The sequence below is a fragment of the Chromobacterium sp. W521 genome, assembly GCF_052805975.1.
Genome location: NZ_JBRBAF010000008.1, coordinates 249,586 through 270,146, shown reverse-complemented (window position 1 = coordinate 270,146; position 20,561 = coordinate 249,586). Strand labels below are relative to the sequence as shown.

The 20,561-nt window shown below is 61.4% G+C and carries 20 protein-coding genes; 15 read left to right on the top strand and 5 right to left on the bottom strand.

Translation table 11 applies throughout. The features are described 5' to 3' along the window. Positions 1-100: 100 nt before the first annotated feature. From ACUXV1_RS14905 to ACUXV1_RS14880, 6 genes are read left to right on the top strand one after another with little or no spacing between them, the layout of a single operon-like run. Positions 101-535: a Fur family transcriptional regulator gene (locus ACUXV1_RS14905; protein WP_043632987.1), complete on the top strand. Its 435-nt coding sequence runs from the start codon at positions 101-103 to the stop codon at positions 533-535. Positions 536-555: 20 nt separating this feature from the next. Beyond that, positions 556-1,473: a CobW family GTP-binding protein gene (locus tag ACUXV1_RS14900; protein WP_043632999.1), complete on the top strand. Its 918-nt coding sequence runs from the start codon at positions 556-558 to the stop codon at positions 1,471-1,473. After that, complete coding sequence (locus tag ACUXV1_RS14895; protein ID WP_156038807.1) at positions 1,470-1,640, top strand: hypothetical protein; 171 nt, start codon at positions 1,470-1,472, stop codon at positions 1,638-1,640. Before ACUXV1_RS14900 ends, ACUXV1_RS14895 begins: the two co-directional genes overlap by 4 nt. After that, a complete protein-coding gene (locus ACUXV1_RS14890; protein WP_019101169.1) occupies positions 1,637-2,380 on the top strand; it encodes a metal ABC transporter ATP-binding protein in 744 nt (247 codons plus the stop codon). Before ACUXV1_RS14895 ends, ACUXV1_RS14890 begins: the two co-directional genes overlap by 4 nt. Next, the gene (locus ACUXV1_RS14885) at positions 2,380-3,255 is read left to right on the top strand and encodes a metal ABC transporter permease (protein ID WP_446015738.1); all 876 of its coding nucleotides are present in this window, start codon (positions 2,380-2,382) and stop codon (positions 3,253-3,255) included. Before ACUXV1_RS14890 ends, ACUXV1_RS14885 begins: the two co-directional genes overlap by 1 nt. A gap of 22 nt (positions 3,256-3,277) precedes the next feature. Next, positions 3,278-4,183, top strand: coding sequence for a metal ABC transporter solute-binding protein, Zn/Mn family (locus ACUXV1_RS14880; RefSeq protein ID WP_019101171.1), 906 nt, complete (start codon positions 3,278-3,280; stop codon positions 4,181-4,183). Here the strand turns inward: ACUXV1_RS14880 and ACUXV1_RS14875 are convergent. Further along, positions 4,176-4,841, bottom strand: coding sequence for a sulfite exporter TauE/SafE family protein (locus tag ACUXV1_RS14875; RefSeq protein WP_446015737.1), 666 nt, complete (start codon positions 4,839-4,841; stop codon positions 4,176-4,178). The genes ACUXV1_RS14880 and ACUXV1_RS14875 overlap by 8 nt on opposite strands. Before the next feature lie 309 nt (positions 4,842-5,150). On the opposite strand from ACUXV1_RS14875, the gene ACUXV1_RS14870 reads away from it, so the two are divergent. Next, positions 5,151-5,936, top strand: a complete 786-nt coding sequence (locus tag ACUXV1_RS14870; RefSeq protein ID WP_043633019.1) for an enoyl-CoA hydratase — start codon at positions 5,151-5,153, stop codon at positions 5,934-5,936. Between the two features lie 364 nt (positions 5,937-6,300). On the opposite strand, the gene ACUXV1_RS14865 is transcribed toward ACUXV1_RS14870, so the two are convergent. From ACUXV1_RS14865 to ACUXV1_RS14855, 3 genes are all read right to left on the bottom strand, one after another. Next, positions 6,301-8,376: a prolyl oligopeptidase family serine peptidase gene (locus ACUXV1_RS14865; RefSeq protein WP_446015735.1), complete on the bottom strand. Its 2,076-nt coding sequence runs from the start codon at positions 8,374-8,376 to the stop codon at positions 6,301-6,303. Between the two features lie 312 nt (positions 8,377-8,688). Then, positions 8,689-9,387 (bottom strand): DsbA family protein, encoded by a 699-nt coding sequence (locus ACUXV1_RS14860; RefSeq protein WP_446015734.1) that lies wholly within the window; start codon positions 9,385-9,387, stop codon positions 8,689-8,691. Further along, positions 9,381-10,247: an MBL fold metallo-hydrolase gene (locus tag ACUXV1_RS14855; protein ID WP_446015733.1), complete on the bottom strand. Its 867-nt coding sequence runs from the start codon at positions 10,245-10,247 to the stop codon at positions 9,381-9,383. Before ACUXV1_RS14855 ends, ACUXV1_RS14860 begins: the two co-directional genes overlap by 7 nt. A gap of 841 nt (positions 10,248-11,088) precedes the next feature. Between ACUXV1_RS14855 and ACUXV1_RS14850 the strand changes: the two genes are divergently transcribed. Genes ACUXV1_RS14850 through ACUXV1_RS14835 form a run of 4 tightly spaced genes read left to right on the top strand, consistent with a single transcriptional unit; the run spans position 11,089 to position 14,611 of the window. Continuing rightward, complete coding sequence (locus ACUXV1_RS14850; RefSeq protein WP_043594245.1) at positions 11,089-12,012, top strand: branched-chain amino acid ABC transporter permease; 924 nt, start codon at positions 11,089-11,091, stop codon at positions 12,010-12,012. Between the two features lie 18 nt (positions 12,013-12,030). Further along, positions 12,031-13,131, top strand: a complete 1,101-nt coding sequence (locus tag ACUXV1_RS14845; protein ID WP_081556274.1) for an ABC transporter permease subunit — start codon at positions 12,031-12,033, stop codon at positions 13,129-13,131. Between the two features lie 2 nt (positions 13,132-13,133). Then, complete coding sequence (locus tag ACUXV1_RS14840; RefSeq protein WP_043633033.1) at positions 13,134-13,904, top strand: ABC transporter ATP-binding protein; 771 nt, start codon at positions 13,134-13,136, stop codon at positions 13,902-13,904. Continuing rightward, positions 13,901-14,611, top strand: a complete 711-nt coding sequence (locus tag ACUXV1_RS14835; protein WP_043633035.1) for an ABC transporter ATP-binding protein — start codon at positions 13,901-13,903, stop codon at positions 14,609-14,611. The genes ACUXV1_RS14840 and ACUXV1_RS14835 overlap by 4 nt, the downstream gene beginning before the upstream one ends. A gap of 194 nt (positions 14,612-14,805) precedes the next feature. Here the strand turns inward: ACUXV1_RS14835 and ACUXV1_RS14830 are convergent, their stop codons facing one another. Next, complete coding sequence (locus ACUXV1_RS14830; protein ID WP_081556275.1) at positions 14,806-15,696, bottom strand: LysR family transcriptional regulator; 891 nt, start codon at positions 15,694-15,696, stop codon at positions 14,806-14,808. Between the two features lie 127 nt (positions 15,697-15,823). Here ACUXV1_RS14830 and htpX point away from each other — a divergent pair, with 127 nt between their 5' ends. The 4 genes from htpX to ACUXV1_RS14810 all read left to right on the top strand — a co-directional run bounded on the left by htpX (position 15,824) and on the right by ACUXV1_RS14810 (position 20,147). Then, positions 15,824-16,705, top strand: coding sequence for a protease HtpX (gene htpX / locus ACUXV1_RS14825; RefSeq protein ID WP_019101282.1), 882 nt, complete (start codon positions 15,824-15,826; stop codon positions 16,703-16,705). Between the two features lie 101 nt (positions 16,706-16,806). Continuing rightward, the gene (locus tag ACUXV1_RS14820; protein WP_446015732.1) at positions 16,807-17,793 is read left to right on the top strand and encodes a TerC family protein; all 987 of its coding nucleotides are present in this window, start codon (positions 16,807-16,809) and stop codon (positions 17,791-17,793) included. Positions 17,794-17,979: 186 nt separating this feature from the next. Further along, the gene (locus ACUXV1_RS14815) at positions 17,980-18,699 is read left to right on the top strand and encodes a response regulator (protein ID WP_081556276.1); all 720 of its coding nucleotides are present in this window, start codon (positions 17,980-17,982) and stop codon (positions 18,697-18,699) included. Beyond that, entirely contained in the window at positions 18,696-20,147 is a 1,452-nt protein-coding gene (locus ACUXV1_RS14810) for an ATP-binding protein (RefSeq protein ID WP_446015731.1), read from the top strand. The genes ACUXV1_RS14815 and ACUXV1_RS14810 overlap by 4 nt, the downstream gene beginning before the upstream one ends. The last annotated feature ends 414 nt before the right edge of the window (positions 20,148-20,561 follow it).

Sequence of the window (20,561 nt, the reverse complement as noted above, 5' to 3'; positions counted from 1 at the left end):
ATGATTGGCGGGCACGATAAACCGATGAATGATTAAACCTTGTGAATTTGAGATGTTATACAGTAACATTATGCTCTGATTAAACAAGCGGGTGTCCGGCATGGACCATCAAGCCTATCTGGCCGCGGCGGAGCGGCATTGTGAACGGCGCGGCAGCAAGCTGACCGCGTTGCGCCGTCAGGTGCTGGAGCTGGTGCTGCGTTACAGCGGGGTGGTCAAGGCTTATCAGGTCTTGGCGGATCTGCAGCAGGAGCGCGGCGCCGCCGCGCCGCCCACCGTGTATCGCGCGCTGGATTTCCTGGTGGAACACGGCCTGCTGCACAAGGTGGACGCCTTGAACGGCTTCATCGTCTGCGATCACTTCGAATGCCAGCATGAAGGGCTGATCCTTGTCTGCGGCGACTGCGGCCAGGTACAGGAAATCGACGCCGCGCCGGCCTTGAGCGCGTTGCGCTTGGCCGCGCAGGCGGCGGCCTTTTCCTTGTGCCCGCAAAACCTGGTGTTGACGGGGCGTTGCCAGTCCTGCAGCGCCTGAATCCACGAATTCCCTGATCCATGAAAAAAACCATAGTCAACTTGTTCACCGGTTTCCTCGGGGTGGGCAAGACCACGGCGTTGCGCCATTTGATCGAGCATCGCCCCGCGCATGAGAAGTGGGCGATCATCGTCAACGAGTTCGGCGAGGTCGGCATAGACGGCGCGGCCCTGAGCCAGGACGAACTGGCGGTGGCGGAAATCGCCGGCGGCTGCCTGTGCTGCGTGGCCGGTCCGCAGATGACCGCCACGGTGGCGACCCTGTTGCGCCGCGAACGCCCCGACCGCTTGTTGATTGAGGCCAGCGGCCTGGCGCACGCGGCCGGCGTCATCGACGAATTGCGCGCCAAGCCCTTGGGCGAGGCGCTGGAGGTGGGCGCGGTACTCACTCTGGTGGACCCCCGCCAGTTCATTCAGCCTGATTACCACCGTCAGCCGCTGTACCGAGACCAGATTTCCATTGCCGACGTGTTGGTGGCTAACAAGATCGACACGGCCGACGTGCCGACGATGGAGGCTTTCCGTCAACAGGCGGGGGCTTTGTTTCCGCCCAAGTCGCTGGTGGGCGAAGTGCGCAACGGCGAACTGGATCCGGCTTGGCTGGATGCCGCCGCCGCGCCCAAGCCGCGTTACCGGCCGGCTGTGCCGGACGACGCCGCTGCCCAATGGCGCTCGATGGGCTGGACCTTCGAGCCGGAGCAGGCTTTTGACGGAGAGAAACTGACCCGCTTTTTCGATGCGCTGCCGACCTTGGTGCCCGGCCTGGTGCGCGCCAAGGGCGTGTTCAAGGTGCTGGACAGCTGGGTGTGGCTGAACTGGGCAGCGGGGCAGTGGGGCGCGGCCCAGGTGTCCTGGCGGCGCGACAGCCGTTTTGAACTGATTGCCGAGGATTTCGACGCCGCCGCGATTGAGGGCAGGTTGCGGGAGTGCTTCGAATGACGTCTAAACATCAACATCCGCGTGCGCATCGGCATCTGACGCCGGCCAATTTCAAGCCGCCGTTCAGCCTGCTGGCGATGTCGGCCTGGCAACGGCTGGGTCTGGCCGGCGCCGCGCTGGCGGTCTTATGGGTTCTGGTGATCTGGGCTTTGAGGGAGGCGGCATGAGCGTCAGTCTGCGGAACCTGACCGTTTCTTATCAGCGCCACCCGGCGGTGCACCATGTCAGCGGCAGTTTCGTCGCAGGAGACGCCACCGCGATTTTCGGTCCCAACGGCGCCGGCAAGAGCACCTTGCTCAAGGCCATGATAGGCGCTTTGACGCCGGATTCCGGTTCGGTGCAGCTGGACGGTTTTCAGCGCCGCGACATCGCCTATCTGCCTCAGCAGTCTGAGATCGACCGTTCTTTGCCGGTCAGCGTGCTGGACTTGGTATGCACCGGCCTGTGGCACGATACCGGCGTGTTAGGCGGCGTTAGCCGTCGCGGCCGCGATCAGGCCTTGCTGGCCTTGGAGCAGGTGGGCCTGGCCGATTTCGCGCTGCGGCCCATCTCGGCGCTGTCCAGCGGCCAGTTCCAGCGCGTGTTGTTCGCCCGCATTCTGGTTCAGGATGCGCGCCTGATCCTGCTGGACGAGCCGTTCAACGCGGTGGACGCCAAGACCACCTACGACTTGCTGGAGCTGGTGCGCCATTGGCGGGAAGAAGGCCGTACCGTGGTGGCGGTGTTGCATGATTACGAGCAGGTGCGCGCTTATTTCCCGCACACCTTGTTGTTGGCGCGCGAAGTGGTGGCCTGGGGCGATACCGCCGAAGTGCTGTGCGACGCCAATTTGAAACGCGCGGTGGACACCGCCGCGCATTGGCAATCCCAGGCTGCGGTCTGCGAAGTGGATGGAGCGCAAGCCTGATGTCGCATTTATACGATTTACTGGTGTCGCCGTTTGCCGAATTCGCCTTTATGCGCCGAGCGCTTATCGGTTGTCTGGCCCTGGCCCTGGGCAGTGGCCCGATCGGCCTGTTTCTGGTGATGCGGCGCATGAGCCTGATGGGCGATGCGATGAGCCATGCCGTGCTGCCCGGCGCCGCGGTGGGCTTCATGATGGCGGGCCTCAGCCTGCCGGCCATGAGCCTGGGCGGTTTCTTCGCCGGGGTGCTGGTGGCGCTGCTGGCCGGCCTGGCCACGCGTTTCACCAGCATCAAGGAGGATGCCAGCTTCGCCGCCTTCTACCTGCTGTCCTTGTCCATCGGGGTATTGCTGGTGTCGCGCGGCGGCAGCAATGTGGACTTGATGCATATCTTGTTTGGTTCTGTGCTGGCGGTAGACGATGCGGCCCTGCTCCTGGTGGCCGGCGTGGCATCCTTCACCTTGTTGGCGCTGGCCTTGATCTACCGCCCCCTGCTGCTGGAAAGCCTGGACCCGGTCTACCTGCGCGCTGTGGGCGCGCGCGGGGGTTTGTGGCACATGTTGTTCCTGATGCTGGTGGTGCTGAACCTGGTGGCGGGTTTCCAGGCGCTGGGCACCTTGATGGCGGTGGGACTGATGATGCTGCCGGCGATCACCGCCCGCTTGTGGACCGAGCGCATCGAGGCCTTGCTCGGCTTGTCGGTGGCCATTGCCTTTCTGGCCGGCTTGGGCGGCCTATTGCTGTCCTATCATTTCGAATTGCCCTCCGGGCCGGCCATCATTCTGCTGGCGGGCCTGGTCTATCTGTTGTCGCTGCTATTGGCGCCGGTGGGCGGGGCTTTGCCGCGTTACATCCGCGCCCGGCATCTGGAATCCTGAACCCTTGATAAGGAAGTCGCCGATGAAGAAATCAATCATGGCCCTGTTGTTGCTGGGCCTGCCCTTGTCCGCCTGGGCCAAGCTGCCGGTGGTCGCCAGCTTCAGCATTGTGGCCGATATGACGCGGGAAATCGGCGGGGATCGCGTCGAGGTGTCCTCGCTGGTGGGGCCGGATCAGGACGCCCATGTGTTCCAGCCGTCGCCGGCCGACGTCAAGAAAGTGGCGGGCGCCAAGCTGCTGGTCACCAACGGCCTGGGCATGGAGGGCTGGATGGTGCGGCTGAGCAAGGCCGCTCATTTCAAAGGCGTGCAAGTGGAGGCGGGCAAGGGCATCAAGACTCGCGAAGCGGAGGACGAGGATCATCATGGACATGATCACGGCCATGCCGGGCATGACCATGGAGCCATCGATCCGCACGCCTGGCACGATCCCAAGCGCGTGCTGACTTACATTCGCAACATCGAGGCCGGCCTGAGCCAGGCGGATCCTGCGGGCAAGCAGGAATACGCCCGCCGCGCCGCCGAGTACGCGGCCAAGGTGAAGGAAATGGACGCCTGGGCGGCCAAGGCCTTCGCCGCCGTGCCGGCAGCCAAGCGAAAGATGCTGACCTCGCACGACGCCTTCGCTTACCTGGGCGAGCGTTACCAGCTGCAAGTATTGGCCATTCAGGGTGTGAGCACCGAGTCCGAGGCATCGGCCAAGGCGGTGGCGCGTCTGGTGCGCCAAGTGCGGCAGGAGAAAGTGTCGGCGGTGTTCATGGAGAACATGACCGACAAGCGTCTGTTGGAGCAGTTGTCGCGCGAGGCCAAGGTGACGATAGGCGGCAAGCTGTACGCCGACGCGCTGTCAGGCCCGTCCGGCCCTGCGCCCAGCTACTTGGCGATGTTCCGCTACAATGTTGACACCATTCTGAAATCGTTTAAATAAGCGCCCGCAGCAACTGCCAGGCGCCGATGCCCGCAACGACCAGTCCCGCCGTGAGGCGGACTGGTCGTTGTTGCATCCAGCGGCGCAGGCTGTCGGCAAAGGCGCCCATCAGTAAGAGATTGGGCAAGGTGCCGAGGCCGAAGGCCAGCATGGCCAGCGCGCCGCCGGATGCGCTGCCGGTGGCCAGCGCCGACAGCGAAGCGCTGTAGACCAACCCACAGGGCAGCCAGCCCCAGACCATGCCGGCCAGCAAAGCCGTTTGCGGCGAGCGGACCGGCAGCAGGCGTCCCAGCAGCGGCTGCAAGCGCCGCCAGATCGGCACGCCCAAGCGCTCGATCAGATTGACCGCTCCGGACAGGCCGGCCAGGTAGAGGCCCATGGCCACCAGCATCAGGTTGGCCAGCAGCGCCAACGCCAGTTGAAGGCTGCGGATGTCCAGCAGGGCAAGGCCGGTGGCAGCCAGGCCGCCCAGCAGCGCGCCGATCAGCGCGTAGCTGCCGATGCGCCCCAGATTGTAGGCCAGCATGATGCGCCAGCGGCCGGTTTCGGGGGGCAGATTCAGTGTTAGCGCGGCGACGATGCCGCCGCACATGCCCATGCAGTGACCGCCGCCCAGCAAGCCCGCCAGAAACAATATCCACCCGCTCGTTTCAATCATGCCGCAACCTGTCTCAGAAAGCTCTATGGTAACAGAGTGGCGGCTTGGGCTTGCGCGCGCGGCGGTCATATTTGCTTTTGGCATTTATTGCCTTTATCAAAATATTACTTGGCATCCGCTTAAAGAAAGTTATAAAAAAAATGATGGTCTTGCTGATCGACTACTGGTCAAAAGGTCAGTTTGCAATGAGAATGCTGCTTTGGCTTCGGACCTATGCGCAATGGGTCCCCCGCTAAGGATCCAGGCGCTCGACCTGGTCAAAACATATGCATAAGCGATGTAATCCATGGGGATAGAGTGAGGAAAAATATGGCCAAGTATCTGACACTTGAGCGGCTGGGCCAGTCAGCGATCGTGACTCTCAAAAACGCGCCGGCGAATCTGCTGACCACGGAGAGCCTGAATGAGCTGGCTACGACGATGCGGTCGCTGGATGCGGATCCGGCTGTGCGTTCGGTGGTGCTGACCGGGGCGGGCGACGCGTTTTTTTCCGCCGGCGCCGATTTGAAGCAATTCGCTTCCGGCGATGTGGCCGAGGCCGACAAGGTATTCGACGCCTTCGCCGGTGCCTTGCGCAGTTTGCAGCAATACCGCGGCGTCACCGTGGCCGCGATCAACGGCTATGCTTTGGGCGGCGGATTGGAGTTGGCGCTGGGCTGTGATTACATGGTGGCCGAGCGCGGAGCCAGGCTCGGGTTGCCAGAGGCCAAGGTGGGCATCATTCCGGCGGCGGGAGGCACCAAGACGCTGGCGGATAAAGTGGGCGTCTCCTGGGCCAAGCGCATCATCCTGGGCGGCGAAGTGGTGACGGCTGAGAAGGCCTTGACCATCGGGCTGATCGAGGAGGTGGTGGATCAAGGTTTCGCCAAAATAGTGGCGATCAGCCTGGCCAACAAGGTGGCGAACCAAGCGCCGGGCGCGGTGGCCGCGGCTCGTCGTCTGATCGAGGAGAGCGGCAACCTGACGCTGGCCCAGCATCTGGAGCGCGAGCGCGCCGCGGTGCGTCAATTGATAGGTGGTGCGGAGCAGATCGAGGGCGTCAATGCCTTCATCGCCAAGCGCAGCCCCAGTTGGGTCGAGTCCGGCGATGATTGAACATCGCGCATCCCATGCAAAACCGCCTGTCGCCGTTTCGGCCGCAGGCGGTTTGTTTTGGTGCTCCGCTCGCACGGTGTCAGTTGTAGCCTGAGAGATAGCTGACCTTGTCGTTGTTTGCGCGTCCGCTTCATTCCAGCTTGTCTCCCGCCTTGCCGGCGCCAAGCGGATACTGCGCCCAAAGGGCCTGCTAATGGGTCCGGGGGCGCCGCCGGGGGAGCCGAACAGCAAGGCTCCCACCGTTTGCCGTCATTCGCTGAACCATGCCGGCATGTCGAATGGCTTGTAGGCGGCGATATAAGGTTCAAGCTGGGATTGCATCTGTTGCCGTTGTATTGGCTCTCTTTCCCCCGTATGGGGCGAATCAGCGTAGTTGGCGCAACAGGAAGGCGTATTCCATCGCCGCGATATCGGCCTCTTGCTGGTGGTTGGCGGCGGCGCCGTGTCCGCCCTCGGTACGTTCGAAATACTGCACCGGGGCGCCCATCGCCTGCATGGCCGCGAACATCTTGCGGGCATGGCCGGGATGGACCCGGTCATCCAGCGTCGAGGTCATGAACAGGGTGGCCGGGTAGCGCGCGTCCGGCTTAAGGTTCTGATAGGGCGAATAACGGCGGATATAGGCCCAGTCTTCCGGCAGGTCCGGGTTGCCGTACTCATCCATCCAGCTGGCGCCGGCCAGCAAGCGGTTGAAGCGGCGCATGTCCAGCAGCGGCACCTGGCAGACCACGGCGTTGAATAGTTCCGGCCGCTGGGTGAGCATCACTCCCATCAGCAGGCCGCCGTTGCTGCCTCCTTTGATCCCCAGATGGCGGGCGTTGGCCACGCCGCGCTTGGCCAGGTCCTCGGCGATGGCGGCGAAGTCGTCGTAGGCGTTCTGGCGCAAGTGTTTGCGCGCCGCCTCGTGCCAAGCCGGGCCGTATTCGCCGCCTCCGCGGATATTGGCCAGCGCGTAGACGCCGCCACGGTCCAGCCAGGCTTTGCCCAGCGCGCCGTTGTAGCGCGGGGTCAGCGACACTTTGAAGCCGCCGTAGCCGTACAGCAGCGTGGGGTTGGAGCCGTCAAGCTTGATGTCTTTGCGGCTGACCAGGAAGTAGGGCACCCGAGTGCCGTCGCGAGAGACGGCGAACCATTGTTGGATGCGGTAGGGGCTGGCGTCGAAAAAGCCGGGCTGTTGTTTCAGCGTCTGGCGTTGATCGTTGCCGGCCTCGGCCAGCGCCAGCGTCGGCGGCGTTAGAAAGTCGGTGAAGCTGTAGAAGTAGCGGTTGTCCCGATCAGGGTCGACCGCGCGCACGCTGATGCTGCCGAAGCTTGGGGTATCCACTGTGCGCGATTGCCATTGACCGGCCACGACCTTCCACTCCCGCAAGCGGCTGCCGACATTGTCCAGCGTGGTCAGCAGCAGGCTGTCGCGGGTGGACGTCTGTTCCGCCAGCGAGACGGTGGCGCTTGGCTCGAACAAAGGGGTGAAGTCGCGCGCTCCGGCCAGATAGGCTTCAACATCGATGGCCAGCAGGGAGCCGCCGCGCCAGGTTTTTGCGCCGATTTTCCAGTCCTGCTTGGGGGTTAGCAACAGCCAGTTGTCGAAAAAGTCGACGCCGACGTGGTCGGGCTTGTCCAGCCGTCGCCATTCTCCTGCAACCAGCAGGCGCGTTTCCGTGGTGAAGAAGGTGGGCGCGCGCGTGATCACGTCGTAGCGGCGGCCTTGGGCGTCAATCCGGGCCGCGTGCACGGCGACGTCGGCTTGCCGGCCTTCGAACACGGTTTGCGCCTGGGCCAGCGGCTGGCCGCGGCGCCAGGTTTTGACCACGCGGGGGTAGCCGGAATCAGTCAGCGATCCAGGGCCGAAGTCGCTCATTACATAAAGGGAGTCATGGTCCTGCCAGCTGACTTCGCTCTTGGCTTCCGGCAACTGGAAGCCGTCCTTGACGAAGGTTTTGGCGACCGGATCGAATTCTCGCACCACCGCGGCGTCACCGCCGCCGCGGCTCAGGCGCAGCAGGCAGCGCTCTTGATTGGGGCGCAGGCAGTCAGCACCTTGCCAAACCCAGTTTTCCCCTTCCTCCTTGGCCAGCCCATCCAGATCCAGCACCGTTTCCCATTGCGGCGCGGCCTTGCGGTATTCGTCCAAAGTGGTGCGCCGCCACACTCCGCGCGGGTGATCCTTGTCGCGCCAGAAGTTGTAGTACAGCCCGCCAATCTTCTCCACGGAGGGGATGCGGTCGTTGGAGTCCAGGATGGTCAGCAGTTCGCGGCGCAGAGTCGGATAGTCGGCTTGCCGGCCGAGGTCCTGGCGCGTGTTCGCGTTTTGCTGGCTAACCCAGGCCAGCGCTTCTTTGCCTTGAATCTCCTCCAGCCATAGATACGGGTCTTGAGCGGCGCTTGCCGCGGTACTGAGCGCGAGCAGGGTGAGGGACAGGGTGGGGCCTAAGGTTTTCATCCGGACGGGTTCCCTTATTTCAGCCAATGGCTGTAGACAGTGAATTTGTTTTGATGTGTCCGAATACTGTAGCGCCCGTGAATTTGTTTGTCATCAACTGCCGCGCGGGCCGGCAAGCCAAACGGCGGCCATGATGAGACAGGACCGCCGTTGGCGAGGAGGGAATGGACGTGAGCTTAGAGCCTGTTTACGATCTTGTGAGCTAAGGCGAAAACGGCAGAGAAAGCGGAGCGTACACACGGTACATGAGCATTTCGAAGCCATACTCACCGTGTAACGCTCTACAACGCGCAGCGGATCGTGAGCAGGTTCTTAGCAGCCGTCCAGCCCGCACATCGGCGGCAGGTCGGCCAAGCCGGAACGGGAAGCGGCGCCGAGTTGCGCCAAGTGCTGGCTGAACATGTCCGGCTTGCCCAAGTAGGAACCTAGATCTAGGGCTTCGAAGCGGCCGTCCACTTCCAGCGCCGCGGATGGGAAGCCGCGCAGGCCCAAACGATTCATCAGGCGGCGGCTATGGTCTATATGTTCGACGCTGCGTGCCAGGCCGCCGGCGTAGGCATCGGCGAAGCGGCCGGCGGGCGCGCCCAATTCCGCTGCCAGCCGGGCAAGCACGGCGACATCGGCAATCTCCAGACCGTGTAGATAATGAGCGGCTTGCACATGGGCCAGCATGGCTTGCGGCGCAATGCCCAGTTCCGGCGCGGCCAGAACGGCGGCGATGGGCGGCGTCGAGTCCAGGCGCGCTTCGCTGCGCAACAAGCCGTCGAAGTAGGCGTCGCCGAAGGGCTGGCCGCTGAGGGCGGCGATGCGGTGATCGTGAGGCATCACATAGCCGCGCCATTCCAGGTTCACGCGCCGGTTGTGCGGCGCGCTCAGCATGCCGCCGCCGTGCAGCGCCAGTTCGACTTCCGGCCGCGCCGCGGCCGCCAGCAGCAGTGGCGAGGCGCCGTAGCACCAGCCGCACAGCGGGTCGTAAAAGTAGTGGAGTCGAATCTTGGTGGCGCTTACCATTTCATTTCGCCTTTGTTGACTTTGGCGCCGATCTCCAACGACATGTCTTCGCCCGCTTGCGGGAAGGCTTGCTTCATCGCCTGGATCAACTGGGCGCTATCGGCCGACTTGGCCAGATTCAATTCGAAGCGCTGCAAGTATTGGCGGGTGAAGCGCACGGCGCTCAGATCGGTTTTATCGCCAGCTTGCATGTGGCCGGGCACCACGATCGCCGGTTGCAGGCCTTCCATTTCATCCAGCTGCTTGACCCAGGCCTGGCGTTCGGCTCGGCTCTGGGTGTCCGCGGTCCAGACGTGCATGCTGGGAGCGGTGACGCCGACATTGCCGACAATCGCGCGGATGGATGGAATCCACACATAGCCGCGGTGGGCGAGTACGCCGCGCGTGCCTTTGATTTCCAGCGTCTTGCCTTCCAGTTCCAGACGGTCGCCTTTCAGCTCATCGGGCAGCAGCGCGGCGCTTGGCGCGTTCGCGCCCATTTTCGGGCCCCAATAGGCGATCTTGCCCTGAATATTGGCCTTGATCTTGGCCAGGGTCGGACCGTTGCTGAGGATTTGGGCCTGGGGGAAGATTTTCTTCAGTTCGGCGGCGCCGAAGTAGTAGTCAGGGTCTGCTTGGCTGATATAGATGGCTTTTAGTTGCTTGCCGCTGTCCAGCACCTTGGCGGCGATGCGGTGGGCGTCGGCGCGGGTGAAGCCGGTGTCGATCAGGATGGCGTCTTTTTCGCCGCTGACCAGTACCGAGCTGACATTGAAGCTATTGCCGTCGGCGTTGTAGATGGACAGCTTCAGCGGCTCGGCGGCGAAGGCGGCCGTTGCCGCCAGGGTCAAGGCGCCAGCGATGAGGATTTGACGGGGCATCGATTCATTCTCCATATGGCCCGACGTCTATCGCGGGCAGTGAGTGGTGGATTGCGACGCTCACTATAAAACGCACGCTTAATGGGAATAAACCATCTAAATCGCACTAAATTGTTGCTTATTTCGATCTAATTGGCGCTAAGACTGGGGGACGCCGTCTCCAGATAACCCATTATGTCGAGGCGTGGCCGTATGAAATGCGGCTGGTGCATCGAAGGCGCGCCCCCCGCGCCGGGAGTGTGTGGCGGCCGTTCTTAAGACAGTTGCAGCCAAGACGAATAGGATGGGCTATGTTTCAGCCATAAAATCGCGCAACGAAGAATGTCGGATGGGCGCTGAGTGCGATGGTCTCATTCTTGCTTGATGTGCGATGTGTCGCGCCGTGCATTTTTTGTCAGCGTCGGCCGTCTTTTTGGGAGATTGTATCCATTCGAATCACGAAAGCGAGCGAATGTTGTAATGCGAATTATTTGGTGGATGTCTTTTCGAAATCGAACATATTTTGCGCCGAGACATGATCAAAATCTGAAAAACGAGCGGCTGACTCAGGGTTTGTCTTTATCCGGAGAAATTCAAAATTTCTTTGGCCGGTTTTGTCTTTTTTTTCAAAAAAATACATGAAAAACAATGTGTTAAATTGTTTTTAAATAGGCTTGATTTGGTGCCGTTTTAACCAATCTTTAAGATTGACAGTCGCTGGAATCCACCTACATAATCCGTTCGCCTGTCAGACAGAATCCAAATAATCAAGGCTCGTCCGGGCACTCAAGAACAGGCAGCAGCCAATAAGAGGGAAAGCCCCGCAAGCTGCCGGTCGTCAATACAAAGGAGATCTCCCAACGTGGACATTTTTCTGCAACAAATCCTGAACGGTCTCGTTCTGGGTAGCATTTATGCGTTGATCGCATTGGGCTATACCATGGTGTACGGGATCATGGGGCTTATCAACTTCGCTCACGGCGAAGTGGTGATGTTTGGCGCCATGGTCACCATATCCGTCATCAATGCCTTGTCCGGTTCCGGCTTGCCCGGTCCCGCTCTGGTGCTGATCGGCCTGCTGGTGGCGATTGCGGCCTGCATGCTGCTGGGCTTCACCGTAGAGCGCATCGCTTACCGCCCGCTGCGCGGCAAGCAAAGACTGGCGCCGCTGATTACCGCGATCGGCCTGTCCATCGTGCTGCAGCAGGTGGCTATCCTGATCTGGGGCCGCAATTACATTCCGTTTCCGCAAATCCTCGACCATGACGTGGTGTCCTTCTTCGGCGCCAGCATCACCAAGCTGCAAATCACCATCATCGTACTGTGTCTGGTGATCATGGCCGGTCTGCTGTTGATGGTGGAACGCACCAAGCTGGGTCGCGCGATGCGCGCCACCAGCCAGAACCCGGCGGTAGCCGGCCTGATGGGCGTCAACGTCAACACCATCATATCCGCCACCTTTGTCATAGGCTCCAGCCTGGGCGCGGTGGCCGGCGTGATGGTGGCCACAAACTATGAGCAGGCTCATTACTATATGGGCTTCATGATTGGTCTGAAGGCCTTCACCGCCGCGGTGCTGGGCGGCATCGGCAATTTGGGCGGCGCGGTGGCCGGCGGCTTGCTGCTGGGCATCATCGAAAGCCTGGGCGCCGGCTATATCGGCACGCTGACCGGAGGCTTCCTCGGTTCCAATTATCAGGACATCATCGCCTTCATGGTATTGATCATGGTGCTGATTTTCCGTCCGTCCGGCCTGCTGGGCGAAAAGATGGCCGACCGTGCCTGATCCTGGAGACGACATATCATGACCATGGCACTCAATATCAATAAGATGGACACCGGCAAGAAAGTCGGCCTGTTCGTGTTGTCCGCGGTGGCGATGGCGGTTCTGCCTTTCCTCGTGGGCGGCCTGCTGGGCAACTCCTGGGTCCGCATCGTCGACTTCGCCTTGCTCTACGTGATGCTGGCGCTGGGCCTGAACATCGTGGTGGGCTTCGCCGGTTTGCTGGATCTGGGTTTCATCGCCTTCTACGCTGTCGGTGCCTATACCTTCGCCTTGCTGGGCTCGCCGCATTTCGGCCTGCATCTGCCGTTCTACATCACCATCCCGCTGGGCGCGGTGCTGGCGGCTTTCTGCGGCATCTTGCTGGGCACGCCGGTATTGCGGCTCAAGGGCGATTATCTGGCCATCGTGACGCTGGGTTTCGGGGAGATCGTGCGCATCTTCATGAATAACCTGAACACGCCGGTCAACATCACCAACGGCCCGCAAGGCATCAATCTGATCGATCCGATCAAGGTGGGCGGCGTGTCGCTGGGCGATACCATGGAGTTGTTCGGACTCAGCTTCCACAGCGTCTATCTCTACTACTACCTGTTCCTGGCGTTGACCGTGGGCGTGGTGATCATGGCCTGGCGCTTGCAGCATTCGCGCATCGGCCGTGCCTGGGTGGCGCTGCGCGAGGACGATATCGCCGCCGCGGCGATGGGCATCAACATCCGCAACATCAAACTGCTGGCTTTCGCCTTGGGCGCTTTGTCCGGCGGCGTGGCCGGCGGCTTGTTCGCTTCCTTCCAGGGCTTTGTGTCGCCGGAATCGTTCAGCCTGCTTGAGTCCATCATGATTTTGGCGATGATCGTTCTGGGCGGCATGGGTCACATTCCGGGCGTGATTCTCGGCGCCGTGGTATTGACCATTGCGCCGGAAATCCTGCGCGACGTGATTGGCCCGCTGCAGATGAAAACCTTCGGCAAAATGCTGATCGACCCGGAAAACGCCCGCATGCTGTTGTTCGGCTTGGCGATGGTGGTGATGATGCTGGTGCGGCCGGAGGGCATGTGGCCGTCCAAGCGCCGTAAAGCCGAGTTCCGTGACGATAGAGAAGCCGCAGGGCAGAAAGGTTGAGCATGGCTGAAGTTTTGCTGAAGATAGAAGGCATCCATAAACGCTTTGGCGGCCTGCACGCGCTCAACAATGTGGCGCTGACCATCAACAAGGGCGAGATTTACGGCCTGATCGGCCCCAACGGCGCGGGCAAGACCACGCTGTTCAACGTGCTGACCGGCTTGTACGTGCCGGACGAGGGGGCGTTTGAGTTCGACGGCCACAATCTGTTCCAACAGAAGCCGCATGTGGTCGTGGCCGCCGGCATCGCGCGCACCTTTCAGAACATCCGCTTGTTCGCCGAAATGACGGCGCTGGAAAACGTCATGGTGGGGCGCCACATTCGCTCCAAGGCCGGAGCCTTGGGCGCGGTGTTGCGCGACAGGCGCACCATGGCCGAAGAGAAGGCGATTACCGACAAGGCATGGGAGCTGCTGGAATACGTGGGCATCGCCGACGTCGCGCACGAGCGCGCCCGCAATCTGTCCTACGGCCACCAGCGCCGCCTGGAAATCGCGCGCGCGCTGGCCACCGAACCCAAGCTCTTGGCCTTGGACGAGCCGGCCGCCGGCATGAACCCGCGTGAAACCGAGGAGTTGAAGGACTTGATGTCCAAAATCCGAGCCGGAGGCGTGACCGTGCTGCTGATTGAGCACGACGTCAAATTGATGATGGGCCTGTGCGACCGCATCGCGGTGCTGGACTACGGCAAGAAGATTGCCGAAGGCGTTCCCGAAGAGGTGCGCAAGAACCCGAAAGTGATCGAGGCTTACCTGGGAGCGGCACACGCATGAGCATTTTGGAAGTCAAAGACCTGCAAGTGGCCTATGGCGGCATTCAGGCAGTCAAGGGAATCGATTTTCACATCAAACAGGGTGAGTTGGTGACCCTGATCGGCGCCAACGGCGCCGGCAAGACCACCACGCTGAAAACCCTGGTGGGCATGGTGAAGAAATCCGGCGGCAGCATTCACTACGACGGCAAGGACATCTCCACTATCGCGCCGCACAACTTCGTGCGCCACGGTCTGGCCATGGTGCCGGAGGGCCGCGGGGTGTTCGCCAAGCTGACCGTGGAAGAGAACCTGCTGATGGGCGCTTACTATCGCGACGACAAGGCCGCGATTCTGAGCGAGGCCGAGCGGGTGTACGAGTTGTTTCCGCGCTTGAAGGAGCGGCAGAAGCAATTGGCGGGCACCTTGTCCGGCGGCGAACAGCAGATGGTGGCCATGGGCCGCGCTATGCTGTCCAAGCCCAAGCTGCTGCTGCTGGATGAGCCGTCCATGGGCCTGGCCCCCATCATCGTGGAGAAGATCTTCGAGATTATCCAGATGGTGGCCAAGGAGGGCGTGACCATGCTGTTGGTGGAGCAGAACGCCAAGCTGGCGCTGGAAGTGTCGCAGCGCGGTTACGTAATGGAAAGCGGCCGCATCACCATGAGCGGCCCGGCCAAGGACCTGCTCAACGACGAACGCGTGCGCAACGCCTACCTGGGCGAATAAGCTAGCGTTGCACCCGCCAAACCCCGGACTTGTCCGGGGTTTTTCTTTTCAGAACGTGCTTACGGTCTTGCGAGCTAAGGTGAGACAAGTCGAAAACGGCTGAGAAAGCGGAGTGTACACACGGTACATGAGCATTTCGAAGCGGTACTCACCGTGGGCCGTCTCTCGACGCGCAGCAGATCGTAAACAGGTTCTCAGGGCGCGGCTTCTATGGCGGCTTGCAGCATGGCCTGCACGCCCGGATGCCGCAGCCGGCGACGGTTGGCGATGGCGTAATAATGTTCCCAGACGCCGTCGACCTCGCCCAGCGCCTGCGGCGCGTTCGCGTTGCCGTCGCTTGGCGCCGTGGTGGGAAACAGACCGAAGCCCTGGCGGCCGAAGGCGTCCAGCAAGGCGCCGTCGTCGAACTCCGCCACGATGTCCGGCTTGATCCTGCGTTCTTCAAACCATTGGTCCAGCTGGCTGCGCAGCACATGGTGGCGGCTGGGCAGCAACATTGGCGCTTGGTTCAGGCTGGCGGGGAATCCCGCGGCGTAGCGTCGCCATAATTCCGCCGCGCCGGCGATCTTTACCGGGCAGCGCATCAGCAGCCAGGATTGAAAGGGCTGCGATCCGCCAGCCGCCATTGGCCGGTCCGCCAATACCACGTCCAGCCGGTGGCGGGTCAAGTCGGCCAGCAATTCGTCGAAATCGCCTTCGCCGCATTGCAGCCTGACCTTGGCGTCCAGCCGCAGCGCCGGTTCCAACAGCTTGAGCGCAATGGCCTTGGGCAACACGTCCGAGATGCCTGCCGCCAGGCGGATGGTCTTGTCCAGCTGCGCGTCTTCCAGCGTTTCCTGCAATTCCTCGCCCAGCATGAAGATCTGGTCGGCGTAGCGCAGCGTTACATGGCCGGCTTCGGTCAGAACCAGCTGGCGCCCCTGTTGTCGGAACAAGGTTCGCTCCAGGCTCTGCTCAAGACGCGAAATCTGGCCGCTGACGGTTTGGGTGCTGACGCCCAATTGTTCCGCCGCTCGGGTGACGCCGCCGGCGTGGGCAACCGCCCAGAAGTAATGCAGATGCTTGAAGTTGATCCGTTCGGACATGATGGTTCGAAAAAACTTGATGTATTTTCTGATTATATTTGATTTTTTCCGAGGGACGCAGCGTCTAGAATGCACTGTGTCGGGCGTTCCACGGAATGCCGTCGAATTCAACGCAAGGGCCAACACCATGAAACGAGTCATTCTATTAATCGCCACCAACATCGCCGTGATGGTGGTGCTGAGCATTGTGGCCAGCTTGTTGGGGCTGAACCGCTACATGACGGGCAACGGCCTGAACCTGGGCACGCTGCTGGGCTTCGCCGCGGTAATGGGCTTTGGCGGCGCCTTCATTTCGCTGATGCTCTCCAAGACCATGGCCAAATGGAGCACCGGCGCGCGCGTGATTGAAACGCCTAGCAACGATACCGAGCGCTGGCTGGTGTATACCGTGCAGAAGCTGGCCAGCCGCGCCAATCTGCCGATGCCCGAGGTGGCGGTGTACGAGGGGGAGCCCAACGCCTTCGCCACTGGCCCGAGCAAATCCAATTCTCTGGTGGCGGTGTCCACCGGCTTGCTGGCCTCGATGACGGAAGAAGAAGTGGAGGCGGTGCTGGCGCACGAAGTCGCACACATTCAGAACGGCGACATGGTGACGCTGACGCTGATCCAGGGCGTGGTCAACACTTTCGTGTTCTTCCTGGCGCGCGTGGTCGGCTATCTAGTGGACAGCTTTCTGCGCCGCAACGACGAACAGTCCAGCGGTCCTGGCATCGGCTATATGGTCACCGTGATCGTCTGTGAGATCGTGTTCGGCATCCTGGCTTCCGCCATCGTGATGTACTTCTCGCGTCAGCGCGAATTCCGCGCCGATGCGGGCGCGGCCACGCTGCTGGGCGGCGCGCGCCCGATGGTCAACGCGCTGCGCCGTCTGGGCGGCGTCGCCGCCGGCGATCTGCCGCAGAACATGGCGGCGTCCGGCATCTCCGGCGGACGCGGCGGCCTGATGGCGCTGTTCTCCAGCCACCCCAGCATTGAGGAGCGCATCGGCGCGCTGGAACACGGCCGTTAAATCTTGACCCGCCTCCGCGGCAGCGGGGGCGGCGTTTGTGAATTCAGGCCCCGGGGCGGTTCGCTCGGCCCGGGGCCTTTCTATTGCCGAAAGGAATGCTTATGGAATGGTTGAGCGCTGGTTTTGCCGGCTACCCCTTGTGGGTGTGGCTGATGTTCATGGCCATCGTGCTGGCGCTGCTGGCTTTTGATCTGGGCGTGCTGCACAAGGAGGAAAAAGAGATCGGGGTCAAGGAAAGTCTGAAGCTGTCGGCTTTCTACATCGGGGTCGGTCTGGCCTTCGGCGGCTGGATCTGGTGGTATCAGGGCGCGGACGCCGGCATGCAGTATCTGACCGGCTATGTGGTGGAGAAGTCGCTGTCCATGGACAACGTCTTCGTGATGTCGCTGATCTTCTCCAGTCTGGCGGTGCCGCGGCTGTATCAGCACCGGGTGCTGTTCTGGGGGATTCTCGGCGTGATCGTGATGAGGGCCTTGATGATAGGCCTGGGCGCGGCGCTGGTGGCGCAGTTCCAGTGGGTGCTGGTCTTGTTCGGCCTGTTCCTGATCGCCACCGGGGTCAAGATGCTGTTTTCCGACGACGAGCACGCGCCCATCCAGGAAAACCGCATGTACCAGTGGCTGCGCGGCCATTTGCGGCTGACGCCGGACTTGCACGGCAAACAGTTCCTGGTGCGCGGTGAGAAGCATGGCTTGGCGCGTGGCTGGTGGGCGACGCCGCTGCTGTTGGCGCTGATCATGGTGGAGAGCGCGGATCTGGTGTTCGCGGTGGATAGCATCCCGGCCATCTTTGCGATTACCCAGGACCCGTTCCTGGTGTACACCTCCAACATCTTCGCGATTCTGGGCCTGCGCGCGCTGTACTTCGCGTTGGCTGCGATGGTGCATAGGTTCCATTACCTGAAGTACGCTTTGTCGCTGGTGTTGGTGTTGATAGGCGTCAAAGTGGGCCTGGTGTTCTTCAACGACGCGGGTTGGGTAACGTTCAAGATCCCCACTGCTTGGTCCCTGGCTGCGACACTGGGCTTGCTGCTGGCGGGCGTGCTGTATTCGCTGCACAAGACGCGAGACCAGAACCCCAACGATTGAGGTAGGCGCATCGTCAGCGCCGGAGCATGGCCCCGAGGGCGAGAGAGAAGCCGGTCACGCGCGATGCGCGTGGCCGGTTTTTTGTAAACCTTGTGTAAACCTTTCTCATTTGCCTACGATTTCTCCCTCAGCCCGGCGGGCGGGCGCGGTATCCTAATAACAAAGCCGCAATGGAGAAAAGCTGTTATGACTGCCGATTTGCCAAGACTGCTGGTGGTGGATGATGACCCCGATCTGCGCGATCTGCTGCGCGACTACCTGGGAAAGCAGGGCTTTGCCGTCGACGTCGTCGGCGACGGCCAGGCCATGCATCAGGCGATTGCCGCGCAGAACTACAATATGTTGATCCTGGACCTGATGTTGCCGGGCGAGGATGGTTTGACCCTGTGCCGCAACTTGCGCGAACGTTCCTGCATGCCCATCCTGATGCTGACCGCGCGCGGCGACGAATTGGATCGCATTATCGGCCTGGAAATGGGCGCGGACGATTACCTGACCAAGCCGTTCAGTCCACGCGAGTTGCTGGCGCGGATCAAGAGCATTCTGCGCCGGGTATCGGATCAGCCTGCGAATACGGCCAGCGTGCGCCGGTTGCGCTTCGCCGGCTGGACGCTGGATCTGAACGCCCAGCATCTGCTGGACGAGGCCGGCGTGGTTACCCCGTTGTCCGGCGGCGAATTCAAGCTGTTGCAAGCCTTGGCGGAAAACGCCAACGCGGTGATGTCGCGCGACCAATTGATGGAGGCGATGAACGGCAAGGAGGCCGGACCATTCGACCGCACCGTCGATGTGATGATAGGACGGGTGCGCCGCCGGCTGGGCGAGGACGCGCGCGAGCCCATGCTGCTCAAGACCATACGCAGCGGCGGCTATATGCTGGCCTGCGAGGTGGAAGCCTTGCGATGAGGTGGTTGCCGCGCACATTGTATGGCCAGATTTTGCTGACGCTGGTTGGAGGCTTGCTGCTGGCCAACGCCTTGGGCATTTATTTCATCCTCAGCGACCGCGACCGCTTGAGCAACTCCTTGCGCGTGCAGTACACCGCGCAACACATCGCCGACATCGTCAATCTATTGGACGAGTGCCCAAGCAAATACCGGGAACAAGTGATTTCAGCCTTGAACCAGCCCACGCTGCTGGTGCGCATGGACCGGTTCTGGGAGCGGCCGGAAAATCCGTTGAGCTTGCATGGCCGTTCGTTTCAGCAATTGATCAAGCGTGACCTGATCAAGCCTTACCCGCTGCAGGTGCTGTCCAAGCAGCAGGATTCGTCGGCAGGCGGTCGCGCGGCCTTGATTGAGAAGGTTGGGGGCCTGGGGTTGAAGAATTTCACGCCCACGCGGGACGCTGGCATCGGCGGCTCCATTGTGAGTGAGGAGTTGACCGCGCTGGGCCCGCTGGCCGAGTTCAAGACCCACCTTGCAACAGTGCAAGCCCGGCTGAGCGACGGAACGGTGCTGACTTTCAACGCCTCTCGGCCGATTTCGCTGGCCGATCAACCCATCCGCATCCTGGCTTGGCTGTTGTTGGTGGCCTTGACGGCTGCGATCCTGGGCGCCTGGGCAGTGCGGCAGTTGATTCGGCCGCTGGATCTGTTCGCGAGGGCGGCTCGTGGCCTGGCCAGCAATCTTAACCAGGCGCCCTTGCCGGAAACTGGTTCCGAAGAGGTGGCTGAAGCCGCTAGAACCTTCAACCGGATGCAGACCGAGTTGCAGCGCTTGCTGAAAACCCGCAATCAGATGCTGGCCGGCGTATCGCATGACCTGCGCTTGCCCATCACGCGCATCCGCTTGCGCCTGGAAGGCTTGGCCGAATCGTCGGAAAAACAGGCGATCGAGCGCGACCTGCTGGAAATGGACCAACTGATCAATGATTCGCTGACCTATCTGCGCGGCGGCTGCGGCAGCGAGGGGGTGGTGAAGCTCAATCTCAACGCCTTGTTGGAAAGCGTGGTGGAGGATATGGAGGCTTTTGGCGCCGACATCCAGTTGCACAGCGAGCCGGTGGCGCCGGTGGCAGGCAAGGTCGGCGCCTTGCGCCGCTGCCTGGGCAATCTTCTGGAGAACGCTCGCCGCTATGGCGGCACGGCGATCGAGGTCAGCCTTCGGCAGCGGGAAGACTGGGTGGAGGTGCGCATTCAGGATCAGGGGCCGGGCATTGCCGAGGCCGATTTGGAGCGGGTCATGGAACCCTATGTGCGTCTGGAGGACTCCCGGGCGCGTCATACAGGGGGCAGCGGCCTGGGTCTGGCGATCGCGCGGGCGATTGCGCGCGACCACGGAGGCGATCTCAAGCTTAACAACCGGCCGCAAGGCGGCCTGTGCGTGCAACTGACTTTGCCGGCCGGGCATTGACGGCGTTGATCTTGCCGCCAGCCGCGCTAGCGCGGCTTTTTTCTTGTTTCCTTGCCGGGGCCATGCAGAGGCCGCATGGCCGTCCGATGTCTTTGTATCCGCCGAATTCTCAAAATTTACGATGTGTTCACACTCTATTTACATTAAAGCCGTATTGTAAATGGACATTTACAAAGTGATTGATTACAATCAGTGTCAGAATTCACTGATGCAGATTCTTTTTCGATTCTTTGAGTTCGAGTCAAGTCTATCCAATCTTCTGCCCGCCGCGTGCGGGCATTTTTTTGCTCAAATGCTTGTGGTTAATGAATTTTAACAAGTTGAGAGTGAAACTTCACCAGAGCGGTTCAGTCTGATTTCCTGAAGTCTGATGTTGTTTTTTTGACACTACTGTTGTTTAATGACCACAAGTTT

Coding starts and splice junctions, on each gene's coding strand:
- ACUXV1_RS14855 (WP_446015733.1), bottom strand. CDS start 10,247: ATGCCCCGTCAAATCCTCATCGCTGGCGCCTTGACCCTGGCGGCAACG.
- ACUXV1_RS14890 (WP_019101169.1), top strand. CDS start 1,637: ATGAGCGTCAGTCTGCGGAACCTGACCGTTTCTTATCAGCGCCACCCG.
- ACUXV1_RS14870 (WP_043633019.1), top strand. CDS start 5,151: ATGGCCAAGTATCTGACACTTGAGCGGCTGGGCCAGTCAGCGATCGTG.
- ACUXV1_RS14840 (WP_043633033.1), top strand. CDS start 13,134: ATGGCTGAAGTTTTGCTGAAGATAGAAGGCATCCATAAACGCTTTGGC.
- ACUXV1_RS14895 (WP_156038807.1), top strand. CDS start 1,470: ATGACGTCTAAACATCAACATCCGCGTGCGCATCGGCATCTGACGCCG.
- ACUXV1_RS14905 (WP_043632987.1), top strand. CDS start 101: ATGGACCATCAAGCCTATCTGGCCGCGGCGGAGCGGCATTGTGAACGG.
- ACUXV1_RS14880 (WP_019101171.1), top strand. CDS start 3,278: ATGAAGAAATCAATCATGGCCCTGTTGTTGCTGGGCCTGCCCTTGTCC.
- ACUXV1_RS14845 (WP_081556274.1), top strand. CDS start 12,031: ATGACCATGGCACTCAATATCAATAAGATGGACACCGGCAAGAAAGTC.
- ACUXV1_RS14875 (WP_446015737.1), bottom strand. CDS start 4,841: ATGATTGAAACGAGCGGGTGGATATTGTTTCTGGCGGGCTTGCTGGGC.
- ACUXV1_RS14900 (WP_043632999.1), top strand. CDS start 556: ATGAAAAAAACCATAGTCAACTTGTTCACCGGTTTCCTCGGGGTGGGC.
- ACUXV1_RS14835 (WP_043633035.1), top strand. CDS start 13,901: ATGAGCATTTTGGAAGTCAAAGACCTGCAAGTGGCCTATGGCGGCATT.
- ACUXV1_RS14865 (WP_446015735.1), bottom strand. CDS start 8,376: ATGAAAACCTTAGGCCCCACCCTGTCCCTCACCCTGCTCGCGCTCAGT.
- ACUXV1_RS14815 (WP_081556276.1), top strand. CDS start 17,980: ATGACTGCCGATTTGCCAAGACTGCTGGTGGTGGATGATGACCCCGAT.
- ACUXV1_RS14860 (WP_446015734.1), bottom strand. CDS start 9,387: ATGGTAAGCGCCACCAAGATTCGACTCCACTACTTTTACGACCCGCTG.
- ACUXV1_RS14820 (WP_446015732.1), top strand. CDS start 16,807: ATGGAATGGTTGAGCGCTGGTTTTGCCGGCTACCCCTTGTGGGTGTGG.
- ACUXV1_RS14830 (WP_081556275.1), bottom strand. CDS start 15,696: ATGTCCGAACGGATCAACTTCAAGCATCTGCATTACTTCTGGGCGGTT.
- htpX (WP_019101282.1), top strand. CDS start 15,824: ATGAAACGAGTCATTCTATTAATCGCCACCAACATCGCCGTGATGGTG.
- ACUXV1_RS14810 (WP_446015731.1), top strand. CDS start 18,696: ATGAGGTGGTTGCCGCGCACATTGTATGGCCAGATTTTGCTGACGCTG.
- ACUXV1_RS14885 (WP_446015738.1), top strand. CDS start 2,380: ATGTCGCATTTATACGATTTACTGGTGTCGCCGTTTGCCGAATTCGCC.